General features: G+C 70.5%; 18 protein-coding genes and 15 tRNA genes. 10 read left to right on the forward strand and 23 right to left on the reverse strand.

Annotated elements, in window-relative coordinates; genetic code table 11:
• Positions 1-39 precede the first annotated feature (39 nt).
• The 5 genes from urtA to urtE all read left to right on the forward strand — a co-directional run bounded on the left by urtA (position 40) and on the right by urtE (position 5049).
• On the forward strand, positions 40-1266 hold the full coding sequence (urtA, locus tag WMF29_RS30400) for an urea ABC transporter substrate-binding protein (protein WP_437323642.1): 1227 nt from the start codon (positions 40-42) through the stop codon (positions 1264-1266).
• Positions 1267-1400: 134 nt separating this feature from the next.
• On the forward strand, positions 1401-2297 hold the full coding sequence (urtB, locus tag WMF29_RS30405; RefSeq protein WP_437323643.1) for an urea ABC transporter permease subunit UrtB: 897 nt from the start codon (positions 1401-1403) through the stop codon (positions 2295-2297).
• A 14-nt stretch (positions 2298-2311) separates the two neighbouring features.
• On the forward strand, positions 2312-3445 hold the full coding sequence (gene urtC, locus WMF29_RS30410; RefSeq protein WP_437323644.1) for an urea ABC transporter permease subunit UrtC: 1134 nt from the start codon (positions 2312-2314) through the stop codon (positions 3443-3445).
• Between the two features lie 69 nt (positions 3446-3514).
• Positions 3515-4342 carry an urea ABC transporter ATP-binding protein UrtD gene (urtD, locus tag WMF29_RS30415; RefSeq protein WP_437323645.1) on the forward strand — a complete coding sequence of 276 codons (828 nt, stop codon included), beginning with the start codon at positions 3515-3517 and terminating at the stop codon, positions 4340-4342.
• Positions 4343-4347: 5 nt separating this feature from the next.
• Positions 4348-5049 (forward strand): urea ABC transporter ATP-binding subunit UrtE, encoded by a 702-nt coding sequence (gene urtE, locus WMF29_RS30420; protein WP_272094545.1) that lies wholly within the window; start codon positions 4348-4350, stop codon positions 5047-5049.
• A 253-nt stretch (positions 5050-5302) separates the two neighbouring features.
• On the opposite strand, the gene WMF29_RS30425 is transcribed toward urtE, so the two are convergent.
• Positions 5303-5968, reverse strand: a complete 666-nt coding sequence (locus WMF29_RS30425) for a hypothetical protein (protein WP_437323646.1) — start codon at positions 5966-5968, stop codon at positions 5303-5305.
• 505 nt (positions 5969-6473) lie between these two features.
• Here WMF29_RS30425 and WMF29_RS30430 point away from each other — a divergent pair.
• The gene (locus WMF29_RS30430; RefSeq protein ID WP_437323647.1) at positions 6474-7670 is read left to right on the forward strand and encodes a formylglycine-generating enzyme family protein; all 1197 of its coding nucleotides are present in this window, start codon (positions 6474-6476) and stop codon (positions 7668-7670) included.
• Between the two features lie 9 nt (positions 7671-7679).
• On the opposite strand, the gene WMF29_RS30435 is transcribed toward WMF29_RS30430, so the two are convergent.
• On the reverse strand, positions 7680-8078 hold the full coding sequence (locus WMF29_RS30435; RefSeq protein ID WP_437331183.1) for a hypothetical protein: 399 nt from the start codon (positions 8076-8078) through the stop codon (positions 7680-7682).
• Between the two features lie 222 nt (positions 8079-8300).
• Between WMF29_RS30435 and WMF29_RS30440 the strand changes: the two genes are divergently transcribed.
• The 4 genes from WMF29_RS30440 (at position 8301) to WMF29_RS30455 (ending at position 12642) form a co-directional block, all read left to right on the forward strand.
• Complete coding sequence (locus WMF29_RS30440; protein WP_437323648.1) at positions 8301-9893, forward strand: DUF4215 domain-containing protein; 1593 nt, start codon at positions 8301-8303, stop codon at positions 9891-9893.
• Positions 9894-9929: 36 nt separating this feature from the next.
• Entirely contained in the window at positions 9930-11003 is a 1074-nt protein-coding gene (locus WMF29_RS30445) for a hypothetical protein (RefSeq protein WP_437323649.1), read from the forward strand.
• 680 nt (positions 11004-11683) lie between these two features.
• Positions 11684-12055: a hypothetical protein gene (locus WMF29_RS30450; RefSeq protein ID WP_437323650.1), complete on the forward strand. Its 372-nt coding sequence runs from the start codon at positions 11684-11686 to the stop codon at positions 12053-12055.
• A gap of 11 nt (positions 12056-12066) precedes the next feature.
• The gene (locus WMF29_RS30455; protein WP_437323651.1) at positions 12067-12642 is read left to right on the forward strand and encodes an HPF/RaiA family ribosome-associated protein; all 576 of its coding nucleotides are present in this window, start codon (positions 12067-12069) and stop codon (positions 12640-12642) included.
• 78 nt (positions 12643-12720) lie between these two features.
• Here the strand turns inward: WMF29_RS30455 and WMF29_RS30460 are convergent, their stop codons facing one another.
• The 21 genes from WMF29_RS30460 to WMF29_RS30560 form a co-directional block, all read right to left on the reverse strand.
• Positions 12721-14934, reverse strand: a complete 2214-nt coding sequence (locus tag WMF29_RS30460) for a protein kinase domain-containing protein (protein WP_437323652.1) — start codon at positions 14932-14934, stop codon at positions 12721-12723.
• A 113-nt stretch (positions 14935-15047) separates the two neighbouring features.
• A complete protein-coding gene (locus tag WMF29_RS30465) occupies positions 15048-15566 on the reverse strand; it encodes an HNH endonuclease (RefSeq protein WP_437323653.1) in 519 nt (172 codons plus the stop codon).
• A 60-nt stretch (positions 15567-15626) separates the two neighbouring features.
• A tRNA-Leu gene (locus tag WMF29_RS30470) sits at positions 15627-15699 on the reverse strand.
• A 4-nt stretch (positions 15700-15703) separates the two neighbouring features.
• Positions 15704-15785 (reverse strand) — tRNA-Leu (locus WMF29_RS30475).
• A gap of 15 nt (positions 15786-15800) precedes the next feature.
• Positions 15801-15874 (reverse strand) — tRNA-Pro (locus WMF29_RS30480).
• A gap of 45 nt (positions 15875-15919) precedes the next feature.
• Positions 15920-15993: transfer RNA gene (locus WMF29_RS30485), tRNA-Pro, on the reverse strand.
• Positions 15994-16079: 86 nt separating this feature from the next.
• Positions 16080-16153: transfer RNA gene (locus WMF29_RS30490), tRNA-Glu, on the reverse strand.
• A gap of 81 nt (positions 16154-16234) precedes the next feature.
• Positions 16235-16308: transfer RNA gene (locus tag WMF29_RS30495), tRNA-Gly, on the reverse strand.
• 182 nt (positions 16309-16490) lie between these two features.
• Positions 16491-16562: transfer RNA gene (locus WMF29_RS30500), tRNA-Ala, on the reverse strand.
• 133 nt (positions 16563-16695) lie between these two features.
• Positions 16696-16765 (reverse strand) — tRNA-Trp (locus tag WMF29_RS30505).
• Position 16766: 1 nt separating this feature from the next.
• A tRNA-Asp gene (locus WMF29_RS30510) sits at positions 16767-16841 on the reverse strand.
• Positions 16842-16848: 7 nt separating this feature from the next.
• A tRNA-OTHER gene (locus WMF29_RS30515) sits at positions 16849-16972 on the reverse strand.
• 75 nt (positions 16973-17047) lie between these two features.
• Positions 17048-17119, reverse strand: a tRNA-Arg gene (locus tag WMF29_RS30520).
• Positions 17120-17303: 184 nt separating this feature from the next.
• Entirely contained in the window at positions 17304-18983 is a 1680-nt protein-coding gene (locus WMF29_RS30525; RefSeq protein ID WP_437323654.1) for a TROVE domain-containing protein, read from the reverse strand.
• Between the two features lie 98 nt (positions 18984-19081).
• Positions 19082-19156: transfer RNA gene (locus WMF29_RS30530), tRNA-His, on the reverse strand.
• A gap of 12 nt (positions 19157-19168) precedes the next feature.
• Positions 19169-19241: transfer RNA gene (locus WMF29_RS30535), tRNA-Pro, on the reverse strand.
• 99 nt (positions 19242-19340) lie between these two features.
• A tRNA-Asn gene (locus WMF29_RS30540) sits at positions 19341-19412 on the reverse strand.
• Between the two features lie 93 nt (positions 19413-19505).
• Positions 19506-19579, reverse strand: a tRNA-Lys gene (locus tag WMF29_RS30545).
• 437 nt (positions 19580-20016) lie between these two features.
• Complete coding sequence (locus WMF29_RS30550; RefSeq protein ID WP_437323655.1) at positions 20017-20193, reverse strand: hypothetical protein; 177 nt, start codon at positions 20191-20193, stop codon at positions 20017-20019.
• Between the two features lie 295 nt (positions 20194-20488).
• On the reverse strand, positions 20489-21739 hold the full coding sequence (locus tag WMF29_RS30555) for a tetratricopeptide repeat protein (protein WP_437323656.1): 1251 nt from the start codon (positions 21737-21739) through the stop codon (positions 20489-20491).
• 92 nt (positions 21740-21831) lie between these two features.
• Positions 21832-22899, reverse strand: a complete 1068-nt coding sequence (locus tag WMF29_RS30560; RefSeq protein WP_437323657.1) for a protoporphyrinogen/coproporphyrinogen oxidase — start codon at positions 22897-22899, stop codon at positions 21832-21834.
• Positions 22900-23006: the final 107 nt, after the last annotated feature.

Here is a 23006-nt window from a genome sequence, read left to right on the forward strand (position 1 = left end):
GCGGCGGGCACCTCTCGGCGTCGGGCGCTCTGCGTCGCGATGGCGGCGCTCGCCGGCGCGGCCCTGCTCTCTGCGTGCGGCAAGGCGAACGAGGAGGCTCCTGCGCCCGGGACGACGCCCGCGGCGCCCGCCTCGGACAGCGCCTCCATCAAGGTCGGCGTCCTCCACTCGCTGAGCGGCACCATGTCGATCAGCGAGGTGGCCGTGAAGGACGCGACGCTGCTCGCCATCGAGGAGATCAACAAGGCGGGCGGCGTGCTCGGCAAGCAGCTCGTGCCCGTGGTCGAGGACGGCGCCAGCGACTGGCCCACGTTCAACGAGAAGGCCAGGAAGCTCGTGCAGCAGGACGCGGTGGCGGTCGTGTTCGGCGGCTGGACAAGCGCCAGCCGCAAGGCGATGCTGCCCTCGTTCGAGGAGCTGAACGGCCTGCTCTTCTACCCGGTCCAGTACGAGGGCCTGGAGCAGTCGCCCAACATCTTCTACACCGGCGCCGAGCCGAGCCAGCAGATCGTCCCCGCGGTCGACTACCTGCTCGAGAAGGGCAAGAAGCGCATTTACCTGCTCGGCTCCGACTACGTCTTTCCGCGCACGGCCAACAAGATCATCAAGGCTCAGCTCGCGTCGAAGGGCGGCGAGCTCGCCGGCGAGGAGTACCTGCCGCTCGGCGGGACCGAGGTCAGCACGATCATCAGCAAGATCAGCGCGGCCAAGCCGGACGCGATCTTCAACACGCTGAACGGCGACAGCAACGTGGCGTTCTTCAAGCAGTTCAAGGACGCCGGTTACACCGCCGACAAGCTGCCGGTCCTCTCGGTGAGCGTCGCCGAGGAGGAGGTGCGCGGCATCGGCGCCGACAACATCGCCGGACACCTCGTCTCGTGGAACTACTACCAGACCACGGACACCCCCGAGAACAAGAAGTTCGTCGACGCGTACAAGGCCAAATACGGCGCCACGCGCGTCACGGACGATCCCATCGAGGCGGGCTACTTCGGGGTCTATCTGTGGAAGATGGCCGTCGAGAAGGCCAAGTCGACCGAGGTCGCCAAGGTGAAGGAGGCCGTGAAGGCCGGAGGCATCGAGTACGCCGCGCCCGAGGGCCTGGTCCGGCTCGACGGGAAGAACCAGCACACCTGGAAGACGGTCCGTATCGGCGCGGTCCGGAAGGACGGCCTCATCGAGGAGGTGTGGAGCTCGGGCAAGCCGGTCCAGCCGGATCCGTACCTGAGCGCGTACCCCTGGGCGAAGGAGCTGGCCGCGAAGTAGCGGGGCGCGGGCGCGAAGCCTGAAGCCCGGACCACTGAGCCGCGGAGGGCGCGGGGCCTCGTCATGATGCCCTCCGCGCCTCCGCAGCTCGAACCCCTCTGTGCGCGGCGTCTCGATCGGTTGGGTGCTCTAGAATGAACGAAGTTCTCCTCCACGCCTTCAACGGCCTGAGCCTGGGCTCGATCCTCCTGCTCATCTCGATGGGCCTCGCGTTCTCCTTCGGGCTCATGAACGTGATCAACATGGCCCACGGCGAGTTCATCATGGCGGGGGCGTACACGACGTACGTCATAGGGCAGCACGTCGCGCCGCTCGTCGGGGGGACCGAGGCCGGGCTCTGGTTCCTGCTCGCGCTGCCGGCCTCGTTCCTCGTGGCCGGCGTGCTCGGGCTCCTGCTCGAGCTCTCGATGATTCGCTTCCTCTACGGCAGGCCGCTCGACACGCTGCTCGCCACGTGGGGCGTCGGCCTCGTGCTGCAGCAGGCCGCGCGGAGCCTGTTCGGCGCGTCCAACGTGCAGGTCTCGAGCCCGTCGTGGCTGAGCGGCGGCGTGGCGCTCTCGGGCGGCGTGCAGCTGCCTTACAAGCGGGTCTTCCTCATCGCGCTCGTGATCGCGTGCATCGTCGCCGTCTACACGTACCTGCACCGCTCCGCGGGGGGCAGGCGGCTGCGGGCCGTCATGCAGAACCGCGAGATGGCCTCGTGCCTCGGTGTCCGCGCGCGCCGGGTCGACGCCGCGACGTTCGCGCTCGGCGCCGGGCTCGCCGGGATCGCGGGGTGCGCGCTGACGCAGCTCGGCTCGATCGGCCCGTCGCTCGGGACGAACTACATCGTCGACGCCTTCATGGTCGTCATCCTCGGGGGCCTCGGGCGGCTGCCTGGCACGGTGGTGGCCGCGCTCGTGATCGGCGTCGCGAACACGCTGCTCGAGCTCTCGACGACGGCGTCGCTCGGCAAGGCGCTCGTGTTCGCGCTGGTGATCGCCTTCTTGCAGTGGCGTCCGACAGGCCTGCTCGCCCTGCGCACACGATAGGAGAGGACATGGACATGGCCCCCCGAGACTCTGCCCTTCGCACCTTCGTCTGGACCTGGGGAGCGCCGCTCGCCGTCGCGTTGCCGCTCCTCGTCGCGCCGCTCGTGCTGTCCGACTTCCGCCTGAACCTGCTCGGCAAGTTCCTCACGTACGCCATCGTCGCCCTGGGGCTCGATCTCATCTGGGGCTATGGCGGGATGCTGAGCCTCGGGCAAGGGCTCTTCTTCGGCCTCGGCGGCTACGCGATGGCGATGTACCTGAAGCTGGAGACCTCCGGCTCGCGGCTGCCCGATTTCATGAGCTGGAGCGGCCTCGAGGCGCTGCCGATCTTCTGGGAGCCGTTCCGCTCGCCGGTCGTGGCCCTCTGCGCCGTCGTCCTCCTGCCGATGGCGATCGCGTCCGCGGTCGGTTATCTCGTCTTCCGGAGCCGCGTCCAGGGGGTGTATTTCTCGCTGATCACCCAGGGGCTCACGCTGATCGCGTCGATCCTCTTCATCGGCCAGCAGGCGGTGACGGGCGGCACGAACGGGATCACGAACCTGAAGACGATCTTCGGCTTCACGCGGGGGGCAGCCGGGACGCAGACGGTGCTCTATTTCGTGACGCTCTTCTGCCTCGGGGCTCTCTATCTCCTGTGCCGGAAGCTCACCCAGTCGCGCTTCGGGCGCCTGCTCGTGGCGATGCGGGACGACGAGAACCGGGTGCGCTTCCTCGGCTACAACCCGGTCACGCTGAAGACGCTGGTGTTCGCGCTGTCGGCGGGCATGGCGGGCGTCGCGGGCGCGCTGTTCGTCTGCCAGGTCGGCCTCATCTCGCCCTCCTCGATGGGCGTGATCCCGTCGGTCGAGATGGTGACCTGGGTGGCTGTCGGCGGGCGCGGCACGCTGATCGGCGCCGTCGTCGGGGCGATCCTGGTCAGCCTGGGCAAGAGCGCGCTCAGCGAGTCGTACCCCGAGGTGTGGCAGCTCGGCTTCGGCGCGCTCTTCGCGGCGTCGGTCATGTTGCTCCCGAAGGGCGTCTCGGGCTTCCTGCAGCGGCACGCCGCGAAGCTCTCGCGCCGCGGCACGGACGTCGCGGCGGGGCCGGCGGGCGGGGGTGAGGTCGACCCGGCGGCGGGCCCAGAGGCGCCGGCGACGACGGGGCGCTGAGGGGGAGGCGCGGAGATGAGCGGAAGCGAGCACGGAAACGAGCGCGGAGACGAGGAGAGGAGCAGCGCGATGAGCCGCGGCAACATCGTCGAGGTCCAGCGGGTAACGGTGAGCTTCGACGGCTTCAAGGTGCTGGACGAGCTCGACTTTTCCATCCAGCGTGGGGAGCTCCGGTTCCTGATCGGGCCGAACGGCGCGGGGAAGACGACGCTGCTCGACATCCTGACCGGCAAGACGAAGCCGTCGAGCGGACGTGTGGTGTTCCACGGAGGTGGGGAGTCCGGACAGGAGGCCGTGGAGGTGAATCGCCTGCCTGAGCACGCCCTGGTGCGGCTCGGGATCGGGCGGAAGTTCCAGACGCCGGCGGTGTTCGGGAGCCTCACGGTGCTCGAGAACCTGGAGGCGGCCATGGGCTTCCGGGAGAGCGCGCCGGGGCTGCTCCGCGGGCTGTCAGCGCCGCAAGAGAGGGAGATCTCCGAGACGCTCGATCGCGTCGGGCTCAGGCGGCGCGCGGACGTGCGGGCCGCGGTGCTCGCGCACGGGGAGCGGCAGTGGCTGGAGATAGGCATGCTCCTCGTGCAGCAGCCGAAGCTGCTCCTGCTCGACGAGCCGGTGGCGGGGATGACCCGGCGCGAGCGCGACCGCACGGGGGAGCTCGTCCAGGAGATCGCGAAGCAGCGGTCGGTGCTGGTGGTGGAGCACGACATGGAGTTCGTGCGGCGCTACGCGAGCACGGTGACGGTGCTGCACGCAGGCAGGCGGCTGTGCGAGGGGCCGGTCGAGGAGGTCCAGCGCGATTCGAAGGTGATCGAGGTCTATCTCGGGCGGGCGCACGACGCGGGGCACGCGCGCGGCGGGGCCAAGGCGCCGGCCGAGGCTCAGGCGGAGGAGCGGTAGCGAGCATGCTGGTTGTCGAGGATCTCGCGGTCTATTACGAGGAGAGCTGCATCCTGTCGCAGGTCAGCCTGGACGTCGCGCCAGGGCGGGTGTCGTGCCTGCTGGGCCGCAACGGGGTCGGCAAGACGACGTTGCTCAAGGCGATCATGGGCGTGCTGAAGCCGCGGCGCGGCAAGGTGACGCTCGACGGGGCGGACCTCACGGCGAGGTCGCCGAGCGACAGGGCTCGCGCGGGGATAGGCTATGTGCCGCAGGGGCGAGGGATCTTCCCCTACCTGACGGTGCGAGAGAACCTGCTCATGGGCTTCGAGGCGAAGAGCGATGCGACGCCTAGCCCCGCTGCGCTGGAAGAGATGATGGAGATGTTCCCCATCCTCAAGAAGTTTCACGCGCGGGCGGCCGGGACGCTGAGCGGCGGGCAGCAACAGCAGCTCTCGCTCGCGCGCGTGCTGCTGAGGAAGCCGAAGCTGCTCTTGCTGGATGAGCCGACGGAGGGGATCCAGCCGTCGATCATGCAGGAGATCGGGGAGGTAATAAAGGGGCTCGGGAAGAAGGGGGATATGGCGATACTGCTGGTGGAGCAGTTCCTGGATTTCGCGCTCTCGACGGCGAGCGAGTACTTCATCATGGATAACGGGGGGATCGTGCGTCGGGGGAGCGTGGCGGAGTTCGACGACGAGATCGCAAGGGAGTTTTTGGCGGTCTGAGGGGCCCCTCGAGGGCGGCCCGGCCCAGGGAGAGGGAGCTCGCGGCGTGGCGCTGGGCGGGGGCCCCGCCGAACTCGCCTGGGACGCCCTCTCGCCGGCGCGCTGCGCACGCCGGCGAGAGGGCGTCAATTGGGCTCGGACATCGGCCCATCCCCCGCCCAGCGCCACGCCGCGAGCTCCCTCTCCCTGGGCCGACGGTGTGTCGACGAGCGGATCGTTCACCGCGGGGCTTCCGCGAGGGAGGCTTCAGGGTTCACTGTTTTTGCTCTTCGATCTCGGAAGCGTCGGAGCAGCCGAGCTTGCGCTGCAAGTCCTTACGCGTCTCCGGTGATACTGGCATGTGCTGTATCATGGCGAGCACCCATTCCGCATCTCGCCGAAATGCGACCCACTGGGCGAAGTCGTCGAGGGCTCGTCCCGAGCGCGCCATCATGAACGGCACCAGGTCGTCCAGCAAGGGCAGCTCGTTGGCGGCGATCCACAGAAACTGAAACGGCGAGGGCCCGATGCGGTAACAGCCGGGCGCGAAGCGCTCCAGCACCCACACGCCGGGCAGCCACGACGGCACGTCGGGAGCGACGATCCACAGAGGCTCCTCGCCCATCCAGGGCGGCGAGCTCGCTTCGATGCGCTCGATCTCGCGCACCTGTCGCCGCAGCTGGGCGCGTTTGACCTCCGCCACGTCGACGTGATCGCCGGCGAGCTTCAACTCGATCCACACTTCCTCATGCTCCCGAGCCTCCGGCCAGGGCGCCGCCAGCCTGGCCAGGCCCTCGGGCCGCAACACCCGAAGAAGGCCAGTCGCCGGCGCGGGCTCACGCCGCACCTCCGGCGCCAACCACCGCGCGGCAGGGCCAACAGCAAAGCGCACCGCCCCCGCCGCGAACGTCTGCTTCGCGAACCTATCCAGCTTTCCCATGCCGCTCGGCTATCAGCTCGCACACCGCGATGCACGTGCAATAACCGCTCTTCCTGGCTGATATAAAGACACTGATCCGGCGGCATGCTCGTAATTCCACGAGCGGAGGCGACATGGAGAGAGGGTGCAGCCGAGGGCGTGGCGGAGCTCGACGACGAGATCGGGCGCACGCCGAACGAGACGCGGGTGCGATCCGCAAGCAGATCCGCGCCTGGTGGCAGGACGCCATGGATCCGCGCGGTCTGAACGGGATGAAACTGCGCACCGCCGAGGTTCGGCACATCGGCGCCAAATTCTGTCACAAATGTGAGAGATCCCTCAGCAGGGATGCTGCAGGTCGGCCGGAAGGGGCGGCCGTCGTCACGCCGACCCGCTCGTTCCAGAAGAGTGAAGAGCGTCGAGCGCGACCATACGGCTGGAGGCGGCGCAGCCGCGCGCGTCGCGGGGTAAGATCGCGGGCGCGCGCCGCGGTGGACAGCGCGGGGAGAGTGGCCAAAGAGGAGATATGAAGAGCAAGCGCACGCGTCGGTGGTGGTGGTGGGCGGCATCGGCCTTCATGGCAAGCGGCTGCACGGCGATACTGGGGCTGGACAAGGACTATCACCCGTTCGAAGGCGCAGGCGGCGACACCGTCTCCGGCGGAGGCGACGTAAGCTCGGGCGGCGGCGCCGGCAATGGCAGCGGCGGCGGCGCCGGAGAGTGCACGCGCGGCGACGCGCGGTGCTCGGACAACCGGCTGGAGCGGTGCAACGACCGCGGTCAGTGGGACGCCCCGGAGCCGTGTCCTGCGGAGGCGCCCGTGTGCAGCGGAGGGGCGTGCACGACGCCCCCGAGCTGCGAAGGGCTGCCATCGACGTGCGGGCCGGGTGAAAGCGAGAGCTGCTGCGCGAGCGCGGTGGTGCCCGGGGGGACCTTCGACCGCGGCAACGATGCTGCATATCCAGCGACGGTGAGCGACTTCCGGCTGGATCGCTTCGAGGTGACGGTGGGGAGGTTCCGGAAGTTCTTGGAGGCGTACCCCGGCAGCCAGCCCGCGGCCGACGCGGGAGCTCACCCGGGCATCCAGGGGAGCGGGTGGAACCCGGCCTGGAACAGCGAGCTGCCCCCGGACGCGGCGGCGCTGCGAGCAGCTGTGATGTGCAATCCGGACAACGCCGACATGCGGACGTGGACGGAGGAGGCGGGCGCCCAGGAGCACCTGCCGATGAACTGCGTGAGCTGGTATGTCGCCTTCGCGTTCTGCGCGTGGGACGGGGGCCGGTTCCCGACAGAAGCCGAGTGGAACTACGCGGCGGCCGGCGGGGACGAGCAGCGGCAGTATCCGTGGTCGAATCCGCCGGAGTCGACGACCGTCGACGCGAGCTACGCCTCCTACGATTGCAGGGAGAGCACGGCGCCCGGCTGCACATTCCAGAGCGACTTCAGCGACATCGTGCACGTCGGGTCCCGCTCGCCGAAGGGCGACGGGCGGTGGACGCAGGCGGATCTCGGCGGGAGCATGCGGGAGTGGATGATGGATGGGTACGGGACCTATCCGGCGGAATGCGTTGACTGCGCCAACCTGACGGACACCTCGAACCGGGTGGTCCGCGGCGGGAGCAGCTTCGGCACAGCGAGTTATCTGCTGACGTCCGAGCGGGTCAGCGTCGCGCCCTCGGCGCCCTATTACAGCCTCGGCGTGCGGTGCGCGAGGACGCCGTAGCGGCCACGCTCAGCCGAAGAAGTCGAACGCCGTCCCGGCGCCCCGTTCGCGCGCGGCGGCGTAGATGACGCGCGCCAGCGCGACGTCCTGGATCGCGAGCCCTGTCGAGTCGAACACGGTGATGACCGCTTCACCGCGCCCGCTCGACTTGCCCGCGACGACCTCGCCGAGCGTCCCCTGGATGTGCTCGCGGCGGAGGGCGCCCGCGTGCAGCGGCACGTTGACCTCACCGCTCTCCGTCGCCTGGTGCCAGTCGTCGATGATCACGCGCGCGTCCCGGAGGATGCCGGGATCGAGCTCCTGCTTGCCGGGCGCGTCGGCGCCCATCGCGTTGATGTGCGCCCCCGGACGGACCCACGCGCGCTGCACGACCGGCGCGCTGGCGGGCGTGGGCCAGTGGGCTCGCATGCTACGCACGCCGCCTCCGTGCGCTCTCTTTCCGCGAAACGGCCCGCTGTCCTGCGCGGATCGCGCATGACGAGCGCGGCAAACGCGGCGCGCCAACGAACACGGATGCCGTGAACCGGGGGTTGGCAGGCGAAGCCGTTGCACTGAAGATGGTCCGGCGCTGCGCCGTGGGGTGAAGTGCACCTCGCGTCTCGACAATCTCTCTTCTGGTGGAGCGGGTGGATGAACGTACGACTCGTTGCAGGTCTCTTTGTGCTCGCGCTCTCGACGACCGCTGGGTGCGGCGGCGATGACGGCGAACGTGGCGAAGGCGGCGCCGAGCCCACGGGCAGCGGCGCCGGTGCGTCGGACGCGACCGGCACGGGCGGCAGCGGTGGCGCCGAGCCTACGGGCACCGGCGGCAGCGGTGGCGCCCAGCCCACAGGCGCCGGCGGCGCCGAGCCCACGGGCACCGGCGGCGCGGGCGGCTCCGAGCCCACGGGCACCGGCGGCGCGGGTGGCTCCGAACCCACGGGCGCCGGCGGCTCCGGCGCAGGGAGCCCCGCGCCCTATGGAGCGGCGTGCACTCGCGATGCGGCCTGCCCCGAGGACTACTGCATCACCGAGCGCGAGTGGGGATGGCCGTCCGGGGCCTGTGCGGGCCAATGCGATCCCGCCGTGGGGGACTGTCCCAACGGCGGTCTCTGTGAAGATTTCGGCGAGGGCCTGGGGTTGTGCCTCCTTCGGTGCAGCGGGCCGGACGATTGTCGGGACGGCTACCGGTGCGGCGAGATCAGCGGCGAGCGCACCGCGTGCATCCCTGGGTGTACCGAGAACTCGCAGTGCGCGGCGCTCGGCGTGTGCGACACGCTCGACGGCCTCTGCAAGCTCGGCGAGACGGACTGCTCCGACGGCGAGGACGACGAGGGCGACGAGCGCGTCGACTGCGCGGACAGCGACTGCGCCGCGACTTGCCGCCCGCTCGTCGACGCCGCCTGCGCGGACGCGCCGCCGGCGACGACGACGACGATCGAGGGCGATACGTCGCTGGGCACGCGCGTGTTCGAAGGCACCTGCGGGGGCGTGGGGCCCGAGGAGGTCCACCTGTTCACGCCTCCCGCCGGGCAGTCGGGCACGCTCCGCGTCGTGCTCCAGTCGGGGAGGGATCACGTCCTCTACGCCCGCACGGCATGCGCGGACGGGTCCACCGAGCTCGCTTGCCAGGACAAGACCGCCCCCTCGGGTGCAGGGCCTGAAGAAGAGGTGATCGAGATCGTCGTGCGCAAGGACCAGGAGGTGCCGATCTTCGTCGACGCCGTCACGTCTGCTGGCGCGGGGCCGTACACGCTGGATCTCTTGTTCTCGCCGGCCATGTGCGGGGATGGCATCGTCAGCCCGCCCGAGGAGTGCGACGACGGCAACACCGTCAACGGCGACGGCTGCTCCGCCGAGTGTATCCTGGAGCTCGACGACATCTGCGCGGACGCGCCCGTGGCCGTCCTCGGCGAGAACCGGGGCGACACGGCGAGCGGGACGATGGTGTTCGAGGGCACCTGCACCAGGACCGGGATGCGGGAGGGGATCCACGCGTTCACGCCGCCGAGCGCCGGCAGGCTCAGGCTGGTGCTGTCCTCCGCGACCGACCAGGGCTTCTACGTGCGGACCGGCTGCACGGGCCGCCAGCTGACGTGCATCGAGGAGCAGATCGAAGGCCGCGACGAGAGGACCGATATCGCTGTCGACGGCGGCGTGCCGCTGTTCATCTTCGTCGAGCCGTACCGCTCGCGGGACGCCGGCCCCTACACGCTCAACCTCTCCTTCACGCCCGCCCGCTGAGCTCCCGCGCCTCGGAGCGTCCTCTCGCGGGGGCGGATGCGGTACGCTGCGCGCGTGCTCGCCGCCCCGCCTCCGCCTCAGCCACCTCGCCCCGCGCGCTGGCTCGCCGCCGCGTTGCTCGCCGTATGCGCGTGTCAGCCACCCTCGGCGCGGCCGGCCCGCGCCTCTCAGGACGCCGCCGCGCCGCCCCCTGGCGCTGCCGGCTCCGCGACGCCGGCGCCTCACGACGGCGCCCCGCCGCCGCAGCCCGCGCCGCCCCGCCGCGGCGGCAACGGGAAGCCGGCGCTGGTGGCCGCGGACGACGGCGCGGCGCTCGATAGCCGGTCTCCGGTGAGGCTCCCGCCGCCGCCGTTCGGCGCGGCGCTCTTCCGGCGCGCGCCTGCCGGAAGCTCCGCTGCGCCGCGCCTCGTGAAGGTCGCCGAGAAGAAGAACCAGATCACGGACGAGGCGGCATGGTTCACCACGAACGGCCTCGCGCTGCCCATGATCACGCCGGCGCCGAACGCGGACGCCGGCGGGGCGGGCGACACCTTCCCCTCCTTCGCTCCCGAGCGCTACCGCGATCAAGCGCTCGTCAAGGCGATCGGCCACGGGGACCACCTCGCGCTGTTCTACGGCCCGAACTTCGCCGAGGCGCGCTTCGTCGCGATCCTCGACGCGGCGCACACGATCGTCGCCTTCTTCGACTTCGAGAGCTTCCTCATGCCACCTGAGTTCGATCCCAAGGAAGCCGGCTTCGTGAAAGGCAGCATCGGCTGGGCCATGGTCGAGGACGGCGTGCTCTACATCTCGTCGGGGCACAGGACGTATGCAGCCTCGTCGAAGGGCAAAAACGCCTACCTGTCGGCCATCGAGCTCGCCTCGGGACAGCTCCTCTGGCAGAGCGCGCCGCTGGTCTGCAACGCCGAGAACTTCGCCTTGCATGGAGATCACCTCCTCTGCGGATACGGCTTCACGGCCGAGCCGGATTTCCTCTATGTCCTCGAGCGCGCCACCGGCAAGGTGGTCTCGAAGCTGCCGCTGAAGAGCGGCCCCGAGTTCCTTGTCGAGAAGGACGGCAAGCTCTTCGTCCGCACCTACGACACGGATTACGTCTTCGAGATCCGCTGAAGCAGCGCCCCGAGGCGCCGAGGAGCGAGCTCGAGACAAGGCCACGGCGAGCACGAGGGCGAGCTCGGCGCACGGCGCAGGGCGAGCCGAGCCGGAGGAGCGCGCGCCGGCGGCGCCGCGACGTTCGCGGCGTGAGCGCTCGCCCTCGTGCTCGCCGTCCTGTCGCTGCTCCTGCGCCGCACGACGACACAACGACGCACCGCGCGCACGTGCTCCCGAGCGGCACGGCGGGCGGGCCTTCGCGTCGCTCCGCGCTCCGGGAGGGGCCGTCGTGGCCGCCGCCCCTCGCGGCCCCCCCTGATGGCAGAGCTCGTCAGGAGCGGGCGGCATCGCTCCCGGACCCGACACGCGTGGAGCGCCGACGAGACCCGATGGAACGACGTGACGCGCGCCGCACGTCGCAAATTGCCCCAGGAAAGGACGCCCCGTCGCTTCGTGCCTCACCACCGCACCAGCCTGGAGATCCACGAGGGACGCAAGAAGTGGCTCCCTCCGCGCAGAGCCTGCGCCTCCGCGCACGCGCCTGGCGCGCTCGACCGTGAAGGAGCGCGCTGCACGGCCGTTGCGCGGCTGAGCGGCCGTGGCAGCGAACTTGCTACCTGATCACGCTGAGCACACGCGAAGTGTTCACGGTCCCAGGGCCAATCCCTCGGAGCCTGCGCCTCCGGCGAAGCAGACGCATGCCGACGATGCTACAGCGCGATTTGAAGCCGAGCCACGTGGGCGGGCAGGACATCGGGGGCGGGCCCTCCCCCCTGGATCCCGGCGTGAAGCGCGCGCCGGACATCGAGGAGCCGACGGGTCGGCTGCAGCGCTTCGCTTCGGCCGATCTCCGGGAGATCCCGGTCTTGCCTGAGGAGGCCCGGCTGCCGCACCACGCCATCGATCTAGCAGCCCTGGAGCGGCGCGTTCCGAACGACGGCGCAGAGAGCCACGAGGCGGGGGCGGCGCCCGGCGCCTGGACCGGAACTCCAAACCATGTGCTGGAATCAGCTGATGCGGATCAGCGACCCACAGCGACTGCAGTGACGCGTCCCCGCGACGCAGGATGAAAGGAGAGAGCATGCAAGTGGAGCTCACCTTCCGACACATCGGCAAAAGCCCCTCGCTCGAGGAGCTGATCCGGGAGCAAGCGAACAAGATCGAGCGCTTCAACGACCACATCAACAGCTGCGCGGTGGTGGTCGAGCGCGACCACGCGAGCATGGGCACGGGCGGAGAGTACCGCGTGCGCGTCGACCTCCACGTGGCCGGGAAGCACGAGATCGTGAGCGAGGAGCGGGCGGCGAGGAACCTGCTGCCGGCGGCGGTGCGCGACGTGTTCCAGCGCGCCGGTCGCCAGCTCAAGAAGCTCTCGGACGAGCAGCGCAGCGAGGTGAAGGCACACCCGGCGCAGGACACGGCCGGCGTCATCGCGAAGCTGTTCAACGACTACGGGTTCATCACGACGATCGATGGCCGGGAGATCTATTTCCACGAGCGAAGCATCGTATCGGCTCCGTTCTCCGATCTGAGGGTCGGCATGGGCGTCGCCTACACCGAGGAGGACGGCGACGAGGGGCCTCAGGCGAGCAGCGTGCGCGTCGTGGACGCCCGCGGCGGCAACCGTGGCCGCGAGGAGATACCTACGCTCAGCTAGCCGGAATGCGCAGGACGCGCGCGGGGCTCGCACACGCGGCGCGAGCCCCGCTTCCCCGGCTGTCCGCCGAGGCTGCGGCTATATCGTCGTATCGCGTCGCCACCGCCAGCGGGGCGCCGGCCGAGGCCTCGAGTCCACCGGGGGCTCGGCCGGCGGCGTCGCGATCTCCTCTCTCTCTTCCTTCGAAGGGGCCATGTCCCCGTCCGGAGGAGGCTCTGGCTGCGGCTGCGCCCTGGGCTGCCGCCGGGCGCACTCCTCGTTCTGCCTCTCCAGCGCGTCGATCTGCGCGGAGGCCTCGTCGAGCCTGCGCTCGAGCAAGCCCACGCGCGTGGACTCGCGCCTCAGCTCCGACAGGGCCGCCCTGAGCTCTTGCTCTCTCGATCGGAGGGCGGCCCTCACCCTCTCGCGCTCGTCCTCGGCCTGTCCGAGCCGCGCCGACAGGCGCTCGCGGTCGCCCTCGAGCCCGGCGATCTCGCGCTCCATGGCGCTCCTCGACTGCTCGTAGCGCTCGTCGGCCTCCGCCTTCGCGGCGGCCGCCGCCTGAGCCGCGCGCCTCGCGCGGAGCTCGGCGCTCTCGGCCAGGCGCTTCGCCTCGATCATCGACTCCCTGGCGGAATTGGCGCTCTTCGCGTCGTCGCTCGCCTTCATCGCGAGCGCGAGCGCCTCCTCGGTGGCGCGCTGCGCCTCGGTCATCTTCGCGAGGGCCTCCTGCGCGGAGCCGTTCGCGGCCGCCTCGAGGCGGCTGTGCTCCCGCGCGGCGCGCTCGGCGGCCTCGGCCGTCGCCCGCGCCCGCGTCGCGTGCACCCAGAACACCGTGGTCGTCGCGACCATGCCCATCAGGAAGACCACGCCGAGCGCAAGGAGCACCCTCGTGAGCCGCTCGCGTCGCGCCTCCGCGCCCAGGGCCGCGTCGAGGAAGCCGCGCTCCAGGCCCGAGAGGTCGTCTATGTCCCGGGCCCACGCGGACAGCTCGTGCAGCACCTTGCCGCGCGGCAGGAGCCTCGGGGCCCTGCCGCTCGCGACCCACCTCGAGAGCGCCTCGTCGAGCTCCTTCTTCGCCCGGCCGAGCCGGTGCAGCGCCGTCGCCACCTCCGCCATGCGCGGCCGCGCGTCGGGGTCGAACGACAGCACCCGGTGGACGAGGGCGACGAGATCGGGCGGCGTGGCGGCGCTCATCGGGGGCGGCCACGCGCCGCGCGGCGCGTCGGGCGTCTGCCCCTCGAGCAGCTCGTAGAGGATGACGCCGAGGGAGTAGACGTCCGCCTTGACGTCGACGCTCCCGGAGTGGCGCTCCTGCTCCGGCGCCATGTAGCTCCTCGTGCCGAGGCCCCACGCGCCTTCCTGCGTGAACGGCATCGTGGGCTGTCCCGCGCCCCCGCCGCTCGCGGGCCCGGCAGGCTCGACGGACACGCGCCCCGCTGCGGAGGAGACCACCCCGGGCGGGATCTCGACCGGCGCGGGGAGGACCTGGATCGCAGGCCTCTCGAGGCTCACGCGAGGAAGGCTCCGGAGCGCGTCGTCCTCGCGCGGGTCGCTCTCCTCTGGCGAGCGCCCTTCGTCCTCCCCTGTCGAGCGCGCGTCGCTCGCGGGACCGCTCGCGATCCCCGCCCAGCCGACGGCGCTCTCGGGGTCGGGCGCCATCCCCACCGTTGGCGCCGTCGGCGCCGAGAGCTCGGTGCGGAGCGCGGGCACGGACGCGGGCGCGAGGGAGCCGCTCGCCTCCAGCTCCAGCACCTCGGGGAGGCCGCCCCAGAGGACCTTCGCGATGCCGAAATCGAGGATCTTGACGCGGCTGCCCCCGGGGGCGAGCTCGTCGTCGATCACCATGATGTTCTCCGGCTTCAGATCGCGATGGACCACCTTGGACGCGTGGGCGGCGGCCATGGCCGACGCGATCTGGTAGCCGAGCCGCACGACCTGCCGCGGCCGATCCGCGGCCGGCACGGCCTGCACCCAGTCACGCAGCCCCCGCCCGTCCAGGTACTCCATCACGATGTAGGGCGAGCCGTCCTCGAGCTCGCCGGAGTCGAAGACACGGACGATGCCGGGGTGGTTGATGATGTTGACGGCGATCGCCTCCTGCCGGAAGCGAGCCACGACGTCCGGCCGGCGGGCGTAGTCCCCGAGCAGCACCTTGATCGCCGCCCGCGCCCGCGTCTTCGGGTGCCGCGCCCGGAAGACGCGCCCCATCCCGCCGCGGCCGAGCTCTCCCTCGATGAGCCAGCCCCGGAGGATCGCGGGGAACGGCGCGTGCTCGTCCTCCGCGCGGCCTTCGGCCTGCCGCGTCTCCATGCCTGGTCATCCTGCACCCGCGCGGCCGCCGGCGGAAGCCCCGACGCGCGCCGGCGCGCCCGACCCGCCGTCTGCACGACGGGCCGTGGACGCGCCGGCGCGAGGGGGTCAGCTCACCCCGAGCTCGCGCAGTAGCCTGCCCACAGCTCCGGGATGCGCCGCTCGCTCAGGCCCATGACGGGCGCCGGCGGCAGCCACTTCGGCTTCACCGGGGCGCGGAGCAGCTTCATGCCGGCCTGCTCCGGCGTACGCCCCCGCTTCGCCGAGTTGCACGCATAGCAGGAAGCGACGATGTTGTCCCAGACGGTCTTGCCACCCTGCACACGCGGGATGACGTGATCGTAGTTGAGCTCACGGGCCACCTTCTGCACGCCGCAGTACTGGCAGCGGAAGCCGTCGCGCAGGAGGACGTTGATCCTCGAGAACTTCACGCCGCGCTTCATCCCCAGCGTCGGCCGCTTCAGCCGCACCACAGCAGGCGCCTTGATGGAGAGCGACGGCGACCGGATGACGTCGTCGTACACCTCGATGACCTCCACCTTGCCCAGGAAGCTCATCGTGACGGCGGTCTGCCACGGGATGACCTTATGGGGCACCATCCATGGCGTCAAAAGCAGCGTCTGCGCGGTCATGGCCCACCTCTCTATCGTCTCTTTCTCTTCATGACGTCACTCCAGGTTAGACGCAATCGGTGCCCGGGGAGGGAGTCGAACCCCCAGATGGCTGGGTCTAAGCCAGCAGCGTTTGCCGTTTCGCCACCCGGGCAGGGTGTCACCGGTGGGACTCGAACCCACATACCCCGAAGGGCGCAGGATCTCAGCCTGCCACGTATGCCGTTCCGTCACGGTGACGTCTGCGCGACGCGGTCTGAGTGGGAGGATTCGAACCTCCACCCCCCGGCTCCCCGAGCCGGTGCTCTACCAGGTTGAGCCACACCCAGAGGGTCTTCGTCGCGCGTCGCGGCGGAGCTCTCGCCCCTCCGCGGTCTGGGTGGGGGGATTCGAACCCCCAGTCCCCGGCTCCCGAAGCCGGTGCTCTACCAGGTTGAGCCACACCCAGAAATCTATCATCAAGATGGAATTGGCAGGCTCGCTCGCTCGGGCGCGGGCTCCCGAAGGCGCACGCTGGCGAGCGGAGCGGCCCGGTGTCCCCAGCGGGATTCGAACCCGCGCCTCCGGAGCGAAAATCCGGCCGCCTGAGCCTCTAGCGAGATGGGGACAGGGTCACATGATGAGGAGAGCCGACCTGCGGCGGCCCCGGCGCCGCGATGTCGCGAGCGCCGAGCCCCGCGAGCCCTGACTGGAGCGGTGGAGGAGAATCGAACTCCCGTCGCGAGCCTGGCACGCTCGCACTCTACCGTTGAGCTACCACCGCGGGTTCATCGAAAAAAAAAGGAGGCGGGCCGCCGGGCGCCGCGCGCCCGCACATCGTGTATGGCCGCCGGACGGCGGCCCGCCTCGGCAACGAGACGAACGAACAGGCAAAGAGCGCCGTGGGGAGGCCCCAAGGGGGAAATGCCAAGCGGCATGGTAACCCACGAGCATTGGCCCGTCCGGTGGAGCGACGAGGGGTCGAACCTCGATCCCTGCCGTGCGAAGGCAGTGTTCTCCCGGTTGAACTATCACCCCGAGCCAGCGGTCCTGGCGTCAGATCTTCATCATCGAACATCCATCCCCTTGTCTCCCCACATCCTTTACCTCCTTGCCTATTGGACGATCACTCATCGATCTTCTTGGGATCATCGCGCTCCTTTCTTTGCAGCGGGGTGTGAAGGAATCGAACCTTCTCGCAGGAGTTTTGGAGGCTCCGCCGTCTCCATGACGCACACCCCGTGGCGCCCCCGAGGAGGATCGAACTCCCCTCACCTGATCGACAATCAGGCTGCCTCACCAGATGCATACGAGGGCAAACCAGCGCCGCCGACGGGATTCGAACCCGCGTCATCCAGATTAACGGTAACCGTCCTCCTTCGGCCCGGATCGGGCAAACGGGTGGAGAGCGGAATGTCAGGTGCTCTACCAGGCTGAGCTACGGCGGCAAGGTCGGGATCCGAGAACCGTCGTCCTTCGGCCCGGATCGGGCGAGAGAGCGGGCGACGGAGAGGGGATCCCGGCGCCCCCGGCGGGACTCGAACCCGCATCGACCGGCTTCGTAGGCCGGCCCCTATCCATTCGGGCTCGGGGGCTGTTGCTGAGAGCGGGACGCTGGAGTCGAACCACGAGAACTGTCCCTCTGAGGCCCGGGGGATCCCGGGCAAAGGGTGAAGGACAGGCGCCATCCATTCTGGCGGCGTCCCGCAAAAGGAGGGCGCTCGTGACGCGTCCTCGTCGGACGGACGGGCCGGCGGAGCCCGTCCGTCACGCTGCCTGTCACGAGACACCCCGGGTGAAATCCGCCATCACCTGGGGGGCCGCCCCGTCGAACCCCACGACATCGAGCATGCCTGGGTCCGTCGGATCGGCGATCGAGAAGCCGGTCGACGTCATTCCGACGACGATCAGCCGAGCCGGTCGGCCCATCGCCTGCCGGTATTCCCTGAGCGCCTGGAACGGGTGAACGCCGCCCGCCCAGGTCTCGTTGTCCGTGTAGACGACGAACGAGTCGACCTCTACCCGGTTCCGCTTCGCCCAGACCATCGGCAACGCGCAGTCGGTGCCGCCGAAGGGGAGGCCACCCACCGCGCGCAGCACGTCGTCGAGGCGCTGCTCCGGCGATATCGACAGCGGCGTGAGGCCGGAGACGCCCCCGCCCCACTTGCCGCCGTACCCGCCCGACGCCGCCGAGAAGCCGGCCACGCCGTACTCGCGCTCGATCCTCGCCGTCGCCATGGCCATGGCCGCGCTCGCCACGCGCGGCGTCAAGCCAGGGACGCCGGCGATGGATCCGCTGGTCATGGACCCGGAGATGTCGAGCGCCAGGAGGTGCTTCTTCCCCGTCGGCTCGACCGCCCGGAACGCGAGGTAGAACGCCTCGTTCAGCGCGTCGACGACCTCGCGGACCGGGGTCCACGAGAGCGCGTTGGCGCGCCGGCGAGCGCGCTCGCCGTGGCCCTGCTCATAGACCTTGAGGGCCGAGAGCACGGCGATGGGGTGGACCCGGGCCGCGCGCAGCCGCCCTGCGTCGGTGAGCTGTTGCGCCACCCTGCGGGACGCGTCGCTCATCGGCGAGAGCAGGCCGATCGCGGTCATCTTCCCCAGGTTCCGGAGCAGCGCTGTCTGAGGCATGTGCTCGAGCAGCGCCTCCCAGACCGCGGGGTCGTTCTTCCACTCGGTCAGGAGCATCTCGTGCGTGAAGCGATGCTGCCTGATCAGCGCGGTGACCTGCTTCCGGTTCGTCGCGGCGCGGAGCGACTCGAACGCGCGCACCGCGTCCGGCAGATCGGTCATGGGCAGCGACTTGCCGCGCGCCGATTCCTTGCCGAGCGCCTCGATGCCGCCGACGATCCAGCGGTAAAGGGCGTCGTGCTGCGGGCTCGGCGCGACCGGGTGCGCGAGCCGCAGGAGATCGCGGTGGCTGAAGCCGTCGCGCTGCTGGTACTTCATCGCCTGGTACGCGACCCTGTCGACGGGCTTGTCGTTGTACCAGGCGGCGACGGCGGACCGGAGGCCGCGCCCCCACTTGCGGAACCCCTGCACATCGCGGGCGAAGTGGAAGAGATCCGTCCCCGTGCGGCACACCTCGGGCAAGGCCGCGAGGGCGGCCTGCCGGGTCTCGAGCTTCGCGTCGGCGGCGGCGATCGCGAGCGCGAAGATCGCGGGCGCGTTCTTCGGCGCTCGTCCCGAGCCGCTGATGTCGACGATGCGCTGCACGGCGCGGGGCCCGTCCGCGGCGAGGCACGCCTCGACGGCGCGGGCGTTCTCCACCGTGAGCTTCCGCTCGGTCGCGTAGTAGGTTCCCCCCTCGGCGCCGAGGATCAGCCAGCGGTCGAGCCTCGCCCACTCGTCGAGGGCGAAGGCGAAGCCGCCGGCGCTGTTCTTCACCTGATCGGCACGGGCCTTCTGCCGCTGCGGGGTGACCAGCGCGGCGAAGTGCTTCAGATAATTGGCCATCACACCACCTCCGGCCCGGGCCCCGGGCAAAAGAGGACGGATAAAAGAGCGTGCTCGGGTTTATCTCCCAAAGATAACCGAGCACGTTCGACCCGTCCTGGGTGGGCGTACGGGGATCGAACCCGCCTCCGCAGGGTCACAACCTGCCCTCTTCACCAGAAGAGAAACACCCACGCAAACCATCGTCGGGATGGCCGGAATCGAACCGGCGGATCTCCTCACCCCAGATGAGGCGCCTTTCCACTAGGCTACATCCCGCAGCGCCTGCTCGAACGAGGCGCCGACGCGCCCCCGGCCGGCGGCGAGCCGGCGCCTCGCGTGAGCGAGGCGGGCCTGCCTCCCGCGATGGGGGCGCGGCTCCGGCGGGAGGAATCGAACCTCCAACCACCCGCTTAACAGGCGGGCGCTCTACCATTGAGCTACACCGGAACATGGAGGCGCAGCGCGCCTCCATCTACATCATCCTGGATTGTCACAGATCAGGTGCCCCGACGCCTGCGCTGCTGCGCTGGCGAGGACAGGTGGACCCGAGAGGAATCGAACCTCCAGCCGTCCGCTTAAGAGGCGGCTGCTCTATCCATTTGAGCTACGGGTCCGCGCGGAGGGCACACCTCCGCATGGCCTGCTGTGTCAGCAAGCCAATGCACGTCGGCCACTCCGCGAAACCATCACCCGGCGCCGTGAACGCGCCGCGGCTCTCATTGTCGAATAGAATGCTCCCAACGCATTCTCTGGCGCGCCCCCTTTCTCCAGGCGCAACTCCCCCTCCGCAGCGCGCGACGAGGCCGCGCGCTGCGCAAGACAACTCATTGCCTCGACTCGTCGGCAGCCGGCAATCCACAGCAGGCCGACAGCCCACAGTAGATCTCCAGCCCACCAACAGGCCGACAGCCCACAGCAGATCTACCGCCCACGAGCGGGCCGATAGCCGCGACGAGCTGACAGCTCACAAGCCCCCAGAACGCCGAAGGCCGCCTGGGTTTCCCGAGGCGGCCTTCGCGAACGTCGTCGATCGACGCGTGCTTAGCTGCCTCTAGGCGCTATTCTCCGGGTTACCGAGCTTCCGCGACGGGCGGAGGCTGCAAGGGTAGCCTGGATTATGCGCCAAATGTTCGCCACCCAGCAGGCGATCCCATGCCACGGCCGCATCGGGCGTTCCCGACTTGGACAGGATGGTGACGAGCTGCAGTTTGTCGCGGCGGCTGAACATGGCGAATCCTCGTGTTCCGACTAAGTACCCCTCTTGGAGGGGCTGCGCAACAGAAAAGTTCCTCGAGTCGATTCTTTTTTCGGTGCCTTCAACGCCTTCTACATTGGCGCTCCCCGGTCCGGGCGCAGTCGGGGCAATCGTCGGAGCAATCGAGCAATCACGCCATCTTCCCTTTGCCGGCGCCCGCCTTGGACCTGGATATGCCACGGGCATCAGGCGCGACCCGCGACGGCGCTCAGGCCCCCTGAGCCGGGAGCGACGGCAGGAGGCGCCCACACGCAGCGCACCTCGTGGCCTATTTCGTGCTGACGTTGGTGCCGGCGCCGGCGCCGACGTCGAGCCGGAATCGCTCGTCGCAACCGCCGCCCGAGACGACCAGCTGACCGCCCTGCACCTTCACGTTGGCCTCGCTCCCGGCCGGCCAGCGCAGCGCGACCATCGCCCGGCCGGTGCGCGCGTCATAGAACGTCCGCTCCCGGTAGCTCGCGCCGTCCCGGCAGCGCATCTCATCGTTGACCTCTCCGTCGAAGACCGCGCCCGCGCCGTCGAAGGTGCCCTCGACCACGAGCAACCCCCCCTCGACCGAGCCGCTCACGCTGCGTATCCCCTGGCAGTGCGCGGGCCAGCCCCCCGAATGACCGCCGTTCACGACCAGGAACCCGTCCGGCGTGCGGGGGAAGACCACATGGTTGCTGTGGTGCACGTACATCATGTAGTCGCGAGGGAAGACCCACGGCGGATCGCCGGCGCACGGGCTGTCCGCCCACCTCGAGTCGGGCTTGCACAGGCGCTCTCGCGCCGCGGCCTCGCTCGTCGCCTCACCGGGCATCTCCTCGGCGGTGCCGATCCGCGCGAGGAGCTCGCTCCACTCCTTCACGAGCTCGGCGCCCTCCAGGTCGGCCTTGCGGACCTCCACGGTGCACGTCGATCTGCCGGCGAGCTTGCCGCGCGTCGCCGCCGAGGGCTTGAGCAGGTGCGCGTTGGCGTAAGCGACCCGGGCGGCCTCGGCGTCGCCCGCCCCGTCGCGCAGCAGCCCGAGGTTGAACCATATCTGGGAACGGAGCTCGGGATCGCCCGCCCCCGCGAGCGCCGCGTTGAAATCGCCATCCGCCGCGTCGCGGTCGCCCGCGGTCAGGTGCGCGAAGCCTCGCTCCGCGAGCGCCCGCGCGTCGCTCGGGTCCGCGGCGATTGCCTCGGAGAACGCCTGGATGGCCGCCTTGAAGTCCTGCTTCTTGGTCGCGAGCCGGCCTCTCGCCAGCGCGGCCTTGTACGTGGCGAGGGCCTGCTTCTCCTTCTCGGTAAGCGGGCGCGCGCTCGGCGCGGGCAGAGCCGGCGACGCGGGCAACGCCGACGGCGCCGGCGGCGCAGCGCCGCTCGCCGACGGGACGGCGGCAGGTGAGCTCGCCGCGACGGGCGGCGCGCCCTCGGCGGTCGGCCGCGGCGGCTGGTCACGGCAGCCCGCGGCGACGCACGCCGCGATGAAGCCGAGCGCAAGGCGCCCCCCGACGTCGAGCGCGCAGCGATGGCTGGTGATTTCCGTGGTCATGGTGCGCATCCTCGCCCGTCCGGGTCGAGCCTGTCACCGCAGATCGATGCCGGCAGGCCGCGCTGCTCGCAGCGCCGGAGCGCGACGGCGCGCTACAGGGCCCCGACGCGCTCCGCGGCCGCCTCGGCGGAGCGCACGGCGGCGTCGATCCCGGAGCCGTGGAACGCGGAGCCGGCAAGGAGCACGCCGCTGCCCGCGAGCGCCTGCTCGGCCTCCCGGACCCGCGCCGCGTGCGCGGGGGTGGAGACCGGGAGGGCGCGCGACCAGCGCGAGACCCATGCGCGCTCCGAGGGCCCGCGCACGCGCAGCACGCGCGCGAGCGAGGCCTCGGCGCGCGCCGTCCAGGCCTCGTCGCCCATCTGCTCGAGGTCCGCCGGATCGGGGCGGAAGAAGAGGCGAAGCGTGACGTGGCCGGCGGGGGCGCGCTCGGCGAACTTCGAGGTCGTGAACGTGCACGCGCGGAAGCCGTGCGCCTGGTGCCCCGCGGCGACGACGAAGCCGGTGCCGTCGAGCGGGTGCTCGATCGCCGCGCGCGGGTACGCCAGCGAGACGGTCACGCTGGAGAGCGTCTCTGCGTCGCGGAGCGCCCGCCCCGCCTCGCCGAGCAGCGCGGCCGCGCCGGCGGCGTGGGTGGCGAGGACGACCGCGTCGGCGTCGATCTCGGCCCCTCCAGCGAGCGCGAGGCGGAAGCCGCCGGCCACCGGCGCGAGCGAGGCGACCGCTGCGGAGGTGCGCACGTCGACGCGCCCGGCGATCGCGAGCGCGAGCGTCTCGGTCAGCTGCGCCATCCCGAGGCGGAAGGTCCGGATCCCCTTGCCGAGCTCGTCGCGCGGCACCTGGAAGCCGAGGAACTCCGCCGCCTCGCCCGGCGCGAGCTCCCGCAGCGCGGCGCCGTCGAAGCCGAACGACCGGTGCGTCTCCTGGCCGACGAGATCGCCGGCGATGCCGAGCGCGCTCGCCAGCCCAGGGACGGCCTCGCTCCGCGCGATGAACCCCTCGGCGCCGAGCTCGATGACGAAGCCAGAGGCCCGCTCCGTCCAGAGCTGCCCGCCGATCCGCGGAGCCGCCTCGACGAGCGTCACCTGGTCGCCCGCCATAGCTCGCCGGAACGCAACGATACACCCGGCCAGACCGCCTCCAATGATGGCAATGCGTCGCATCGCGCCTCTATACCACGAGGCGATAGCAATGTGAGAAACACTGCATCCGGCGAGCAGGGTCCGCCCGGGCTCGCCCGCCGGCGATAACACTGTGAGAAACACTCCAT

Source organism: Sorangium sp. So ce381 (assembly GCF_051473845.1).
Lineage (GTDB): Bacteria > Myxococcota_A > Polyangia > Polyangiales > Polyangiaceae > Sorangium > Sorangium atrum.

Bases quoted from the DNA above. Each gene is read 5' to 3' on its own strand.
- urtA (WP_437323642.1), top strand. From the start codon at position 40: ATGGCGGCGCTCGCCGGCGCGGCCCTGCTCTCTGCGTGCGGCAAGGCG.
- urtB (WP_437323643.1), top strand. From the start codon at position 1,401: ATGAACGAAGTTCTCCTCCACGCCTTCAACGGCCTGAGCCTGGGCTCG.
- urtC (WP_437323644.1), top strand. From the start codon at position 2,312: ATGGCCCCCCGAGACTCTGCCCTTCGCACCTTCGTCTGGACCTGGGGA.
- urtD (WP_437323645.1), top strand. From the start codon at position 3,515: ATGAGCCGCGGCAACATCGTCGAGGTCCAGCGGGTAACGGTGAGCTTC.
- urtE (WP_272094545.1), top strand. From the start codon at position 4,348: ATGCTGGTTGTCGAGGATCTCGCGGTCTATTACGAGGAGAGCTGCATC.
- WMF29_RS30425 (WP_437323646.1), bottom strand. From the start codon at position 5,968: ATGGGAAAGCTGGATAGGTTCGCGAAGCAGACGTTCGCGGCGGGGGCG.
- WMF29_RS30430 (WP_437323647.1), top strand. From the start codon at position 6,474: ATGAAGAGCAAGCGCACGCGTCGGTGGTGGTGGTGGGCGGCATCGGCC.
- WMF29_RS30435 (WP_437331183.1), bottom strand. From the start codon at position 8,078: ATGCGAGCCCACTGGCCCACGCCCGCCAGCGCGCCGGTCGTGCAGCGC.
- WMF29_RS30440 (WP_437323648.1), top strand. From the start codon at position 8,301: ATGAACGTACGACTCGTTGCAGGTCTCTTTGTGCTCGCGCTCTCGACG.
- WMF29_RS30445 (WP_437323649.1), top strand. From the start codon at position 9,930: ATGCGGTACGCTGCGCGCGTGCTCGCCGCCCCGCCTCCGCCTCAGCCA.
- WMF29_RS30450 (WP_437323650.1), top strand. From the start codon at position 11,684: ATGCCGACGATGCTACAGCGCGATTTGAAGCCGAGCCACGTGGGCGGG.
- WMF29_RS30455 (WP_437323651.1), top strand. From the start codon at position 12,067: ATGCAAGTGGAGCTCACCTTCCGACACATCGGCAAAAGCCCCTCGCTC.
- WMF29_RS30460 (WP_437323652.1), bottom strand. From the start codon at position 14,934: ATGGAGACGCGGCAGGCCGAAGGCCGCGCGGAGGACGAGCACGCGCCG.
- WMF29_RS30465 (WP_437323653.1), bottom strand. From the start codon at position 15,566: ATGACCGCGCAGACGCTGCTTTTGACGCCATGGATGGTGCCCCATAAG.
- WMF29_RS30525 (WP_437323654.1), bottom strand. From the start codon at position 18,983: ATGGCCAATTATCTGAAGCACTTCGCCGCGCTGGTCACCCCGCAGCGG.
- WMF29_RS30550 (WP_437323655.1), bottom strand. From the start codon at position 20,193: ATGTTCAGCCGCCGCGACAAACTGCAGCTCGTCACCATCCTGTCCAAG.
- WMF29_RS30555 (WP_437323656.1), bottom strand. From the start codon at position 21,739: ATGACCACGGAAATCACCAGCCATCGCTGCGCGCTCGACGTCGGGGGG.
- WMF29_RS30560 (WP_437323657.1), bottom strand. From the start codon at position 22,899: ATGCGACGCATTGCCATCATTGGAGGCGGTCTGGCCGGGTGTATCGTT.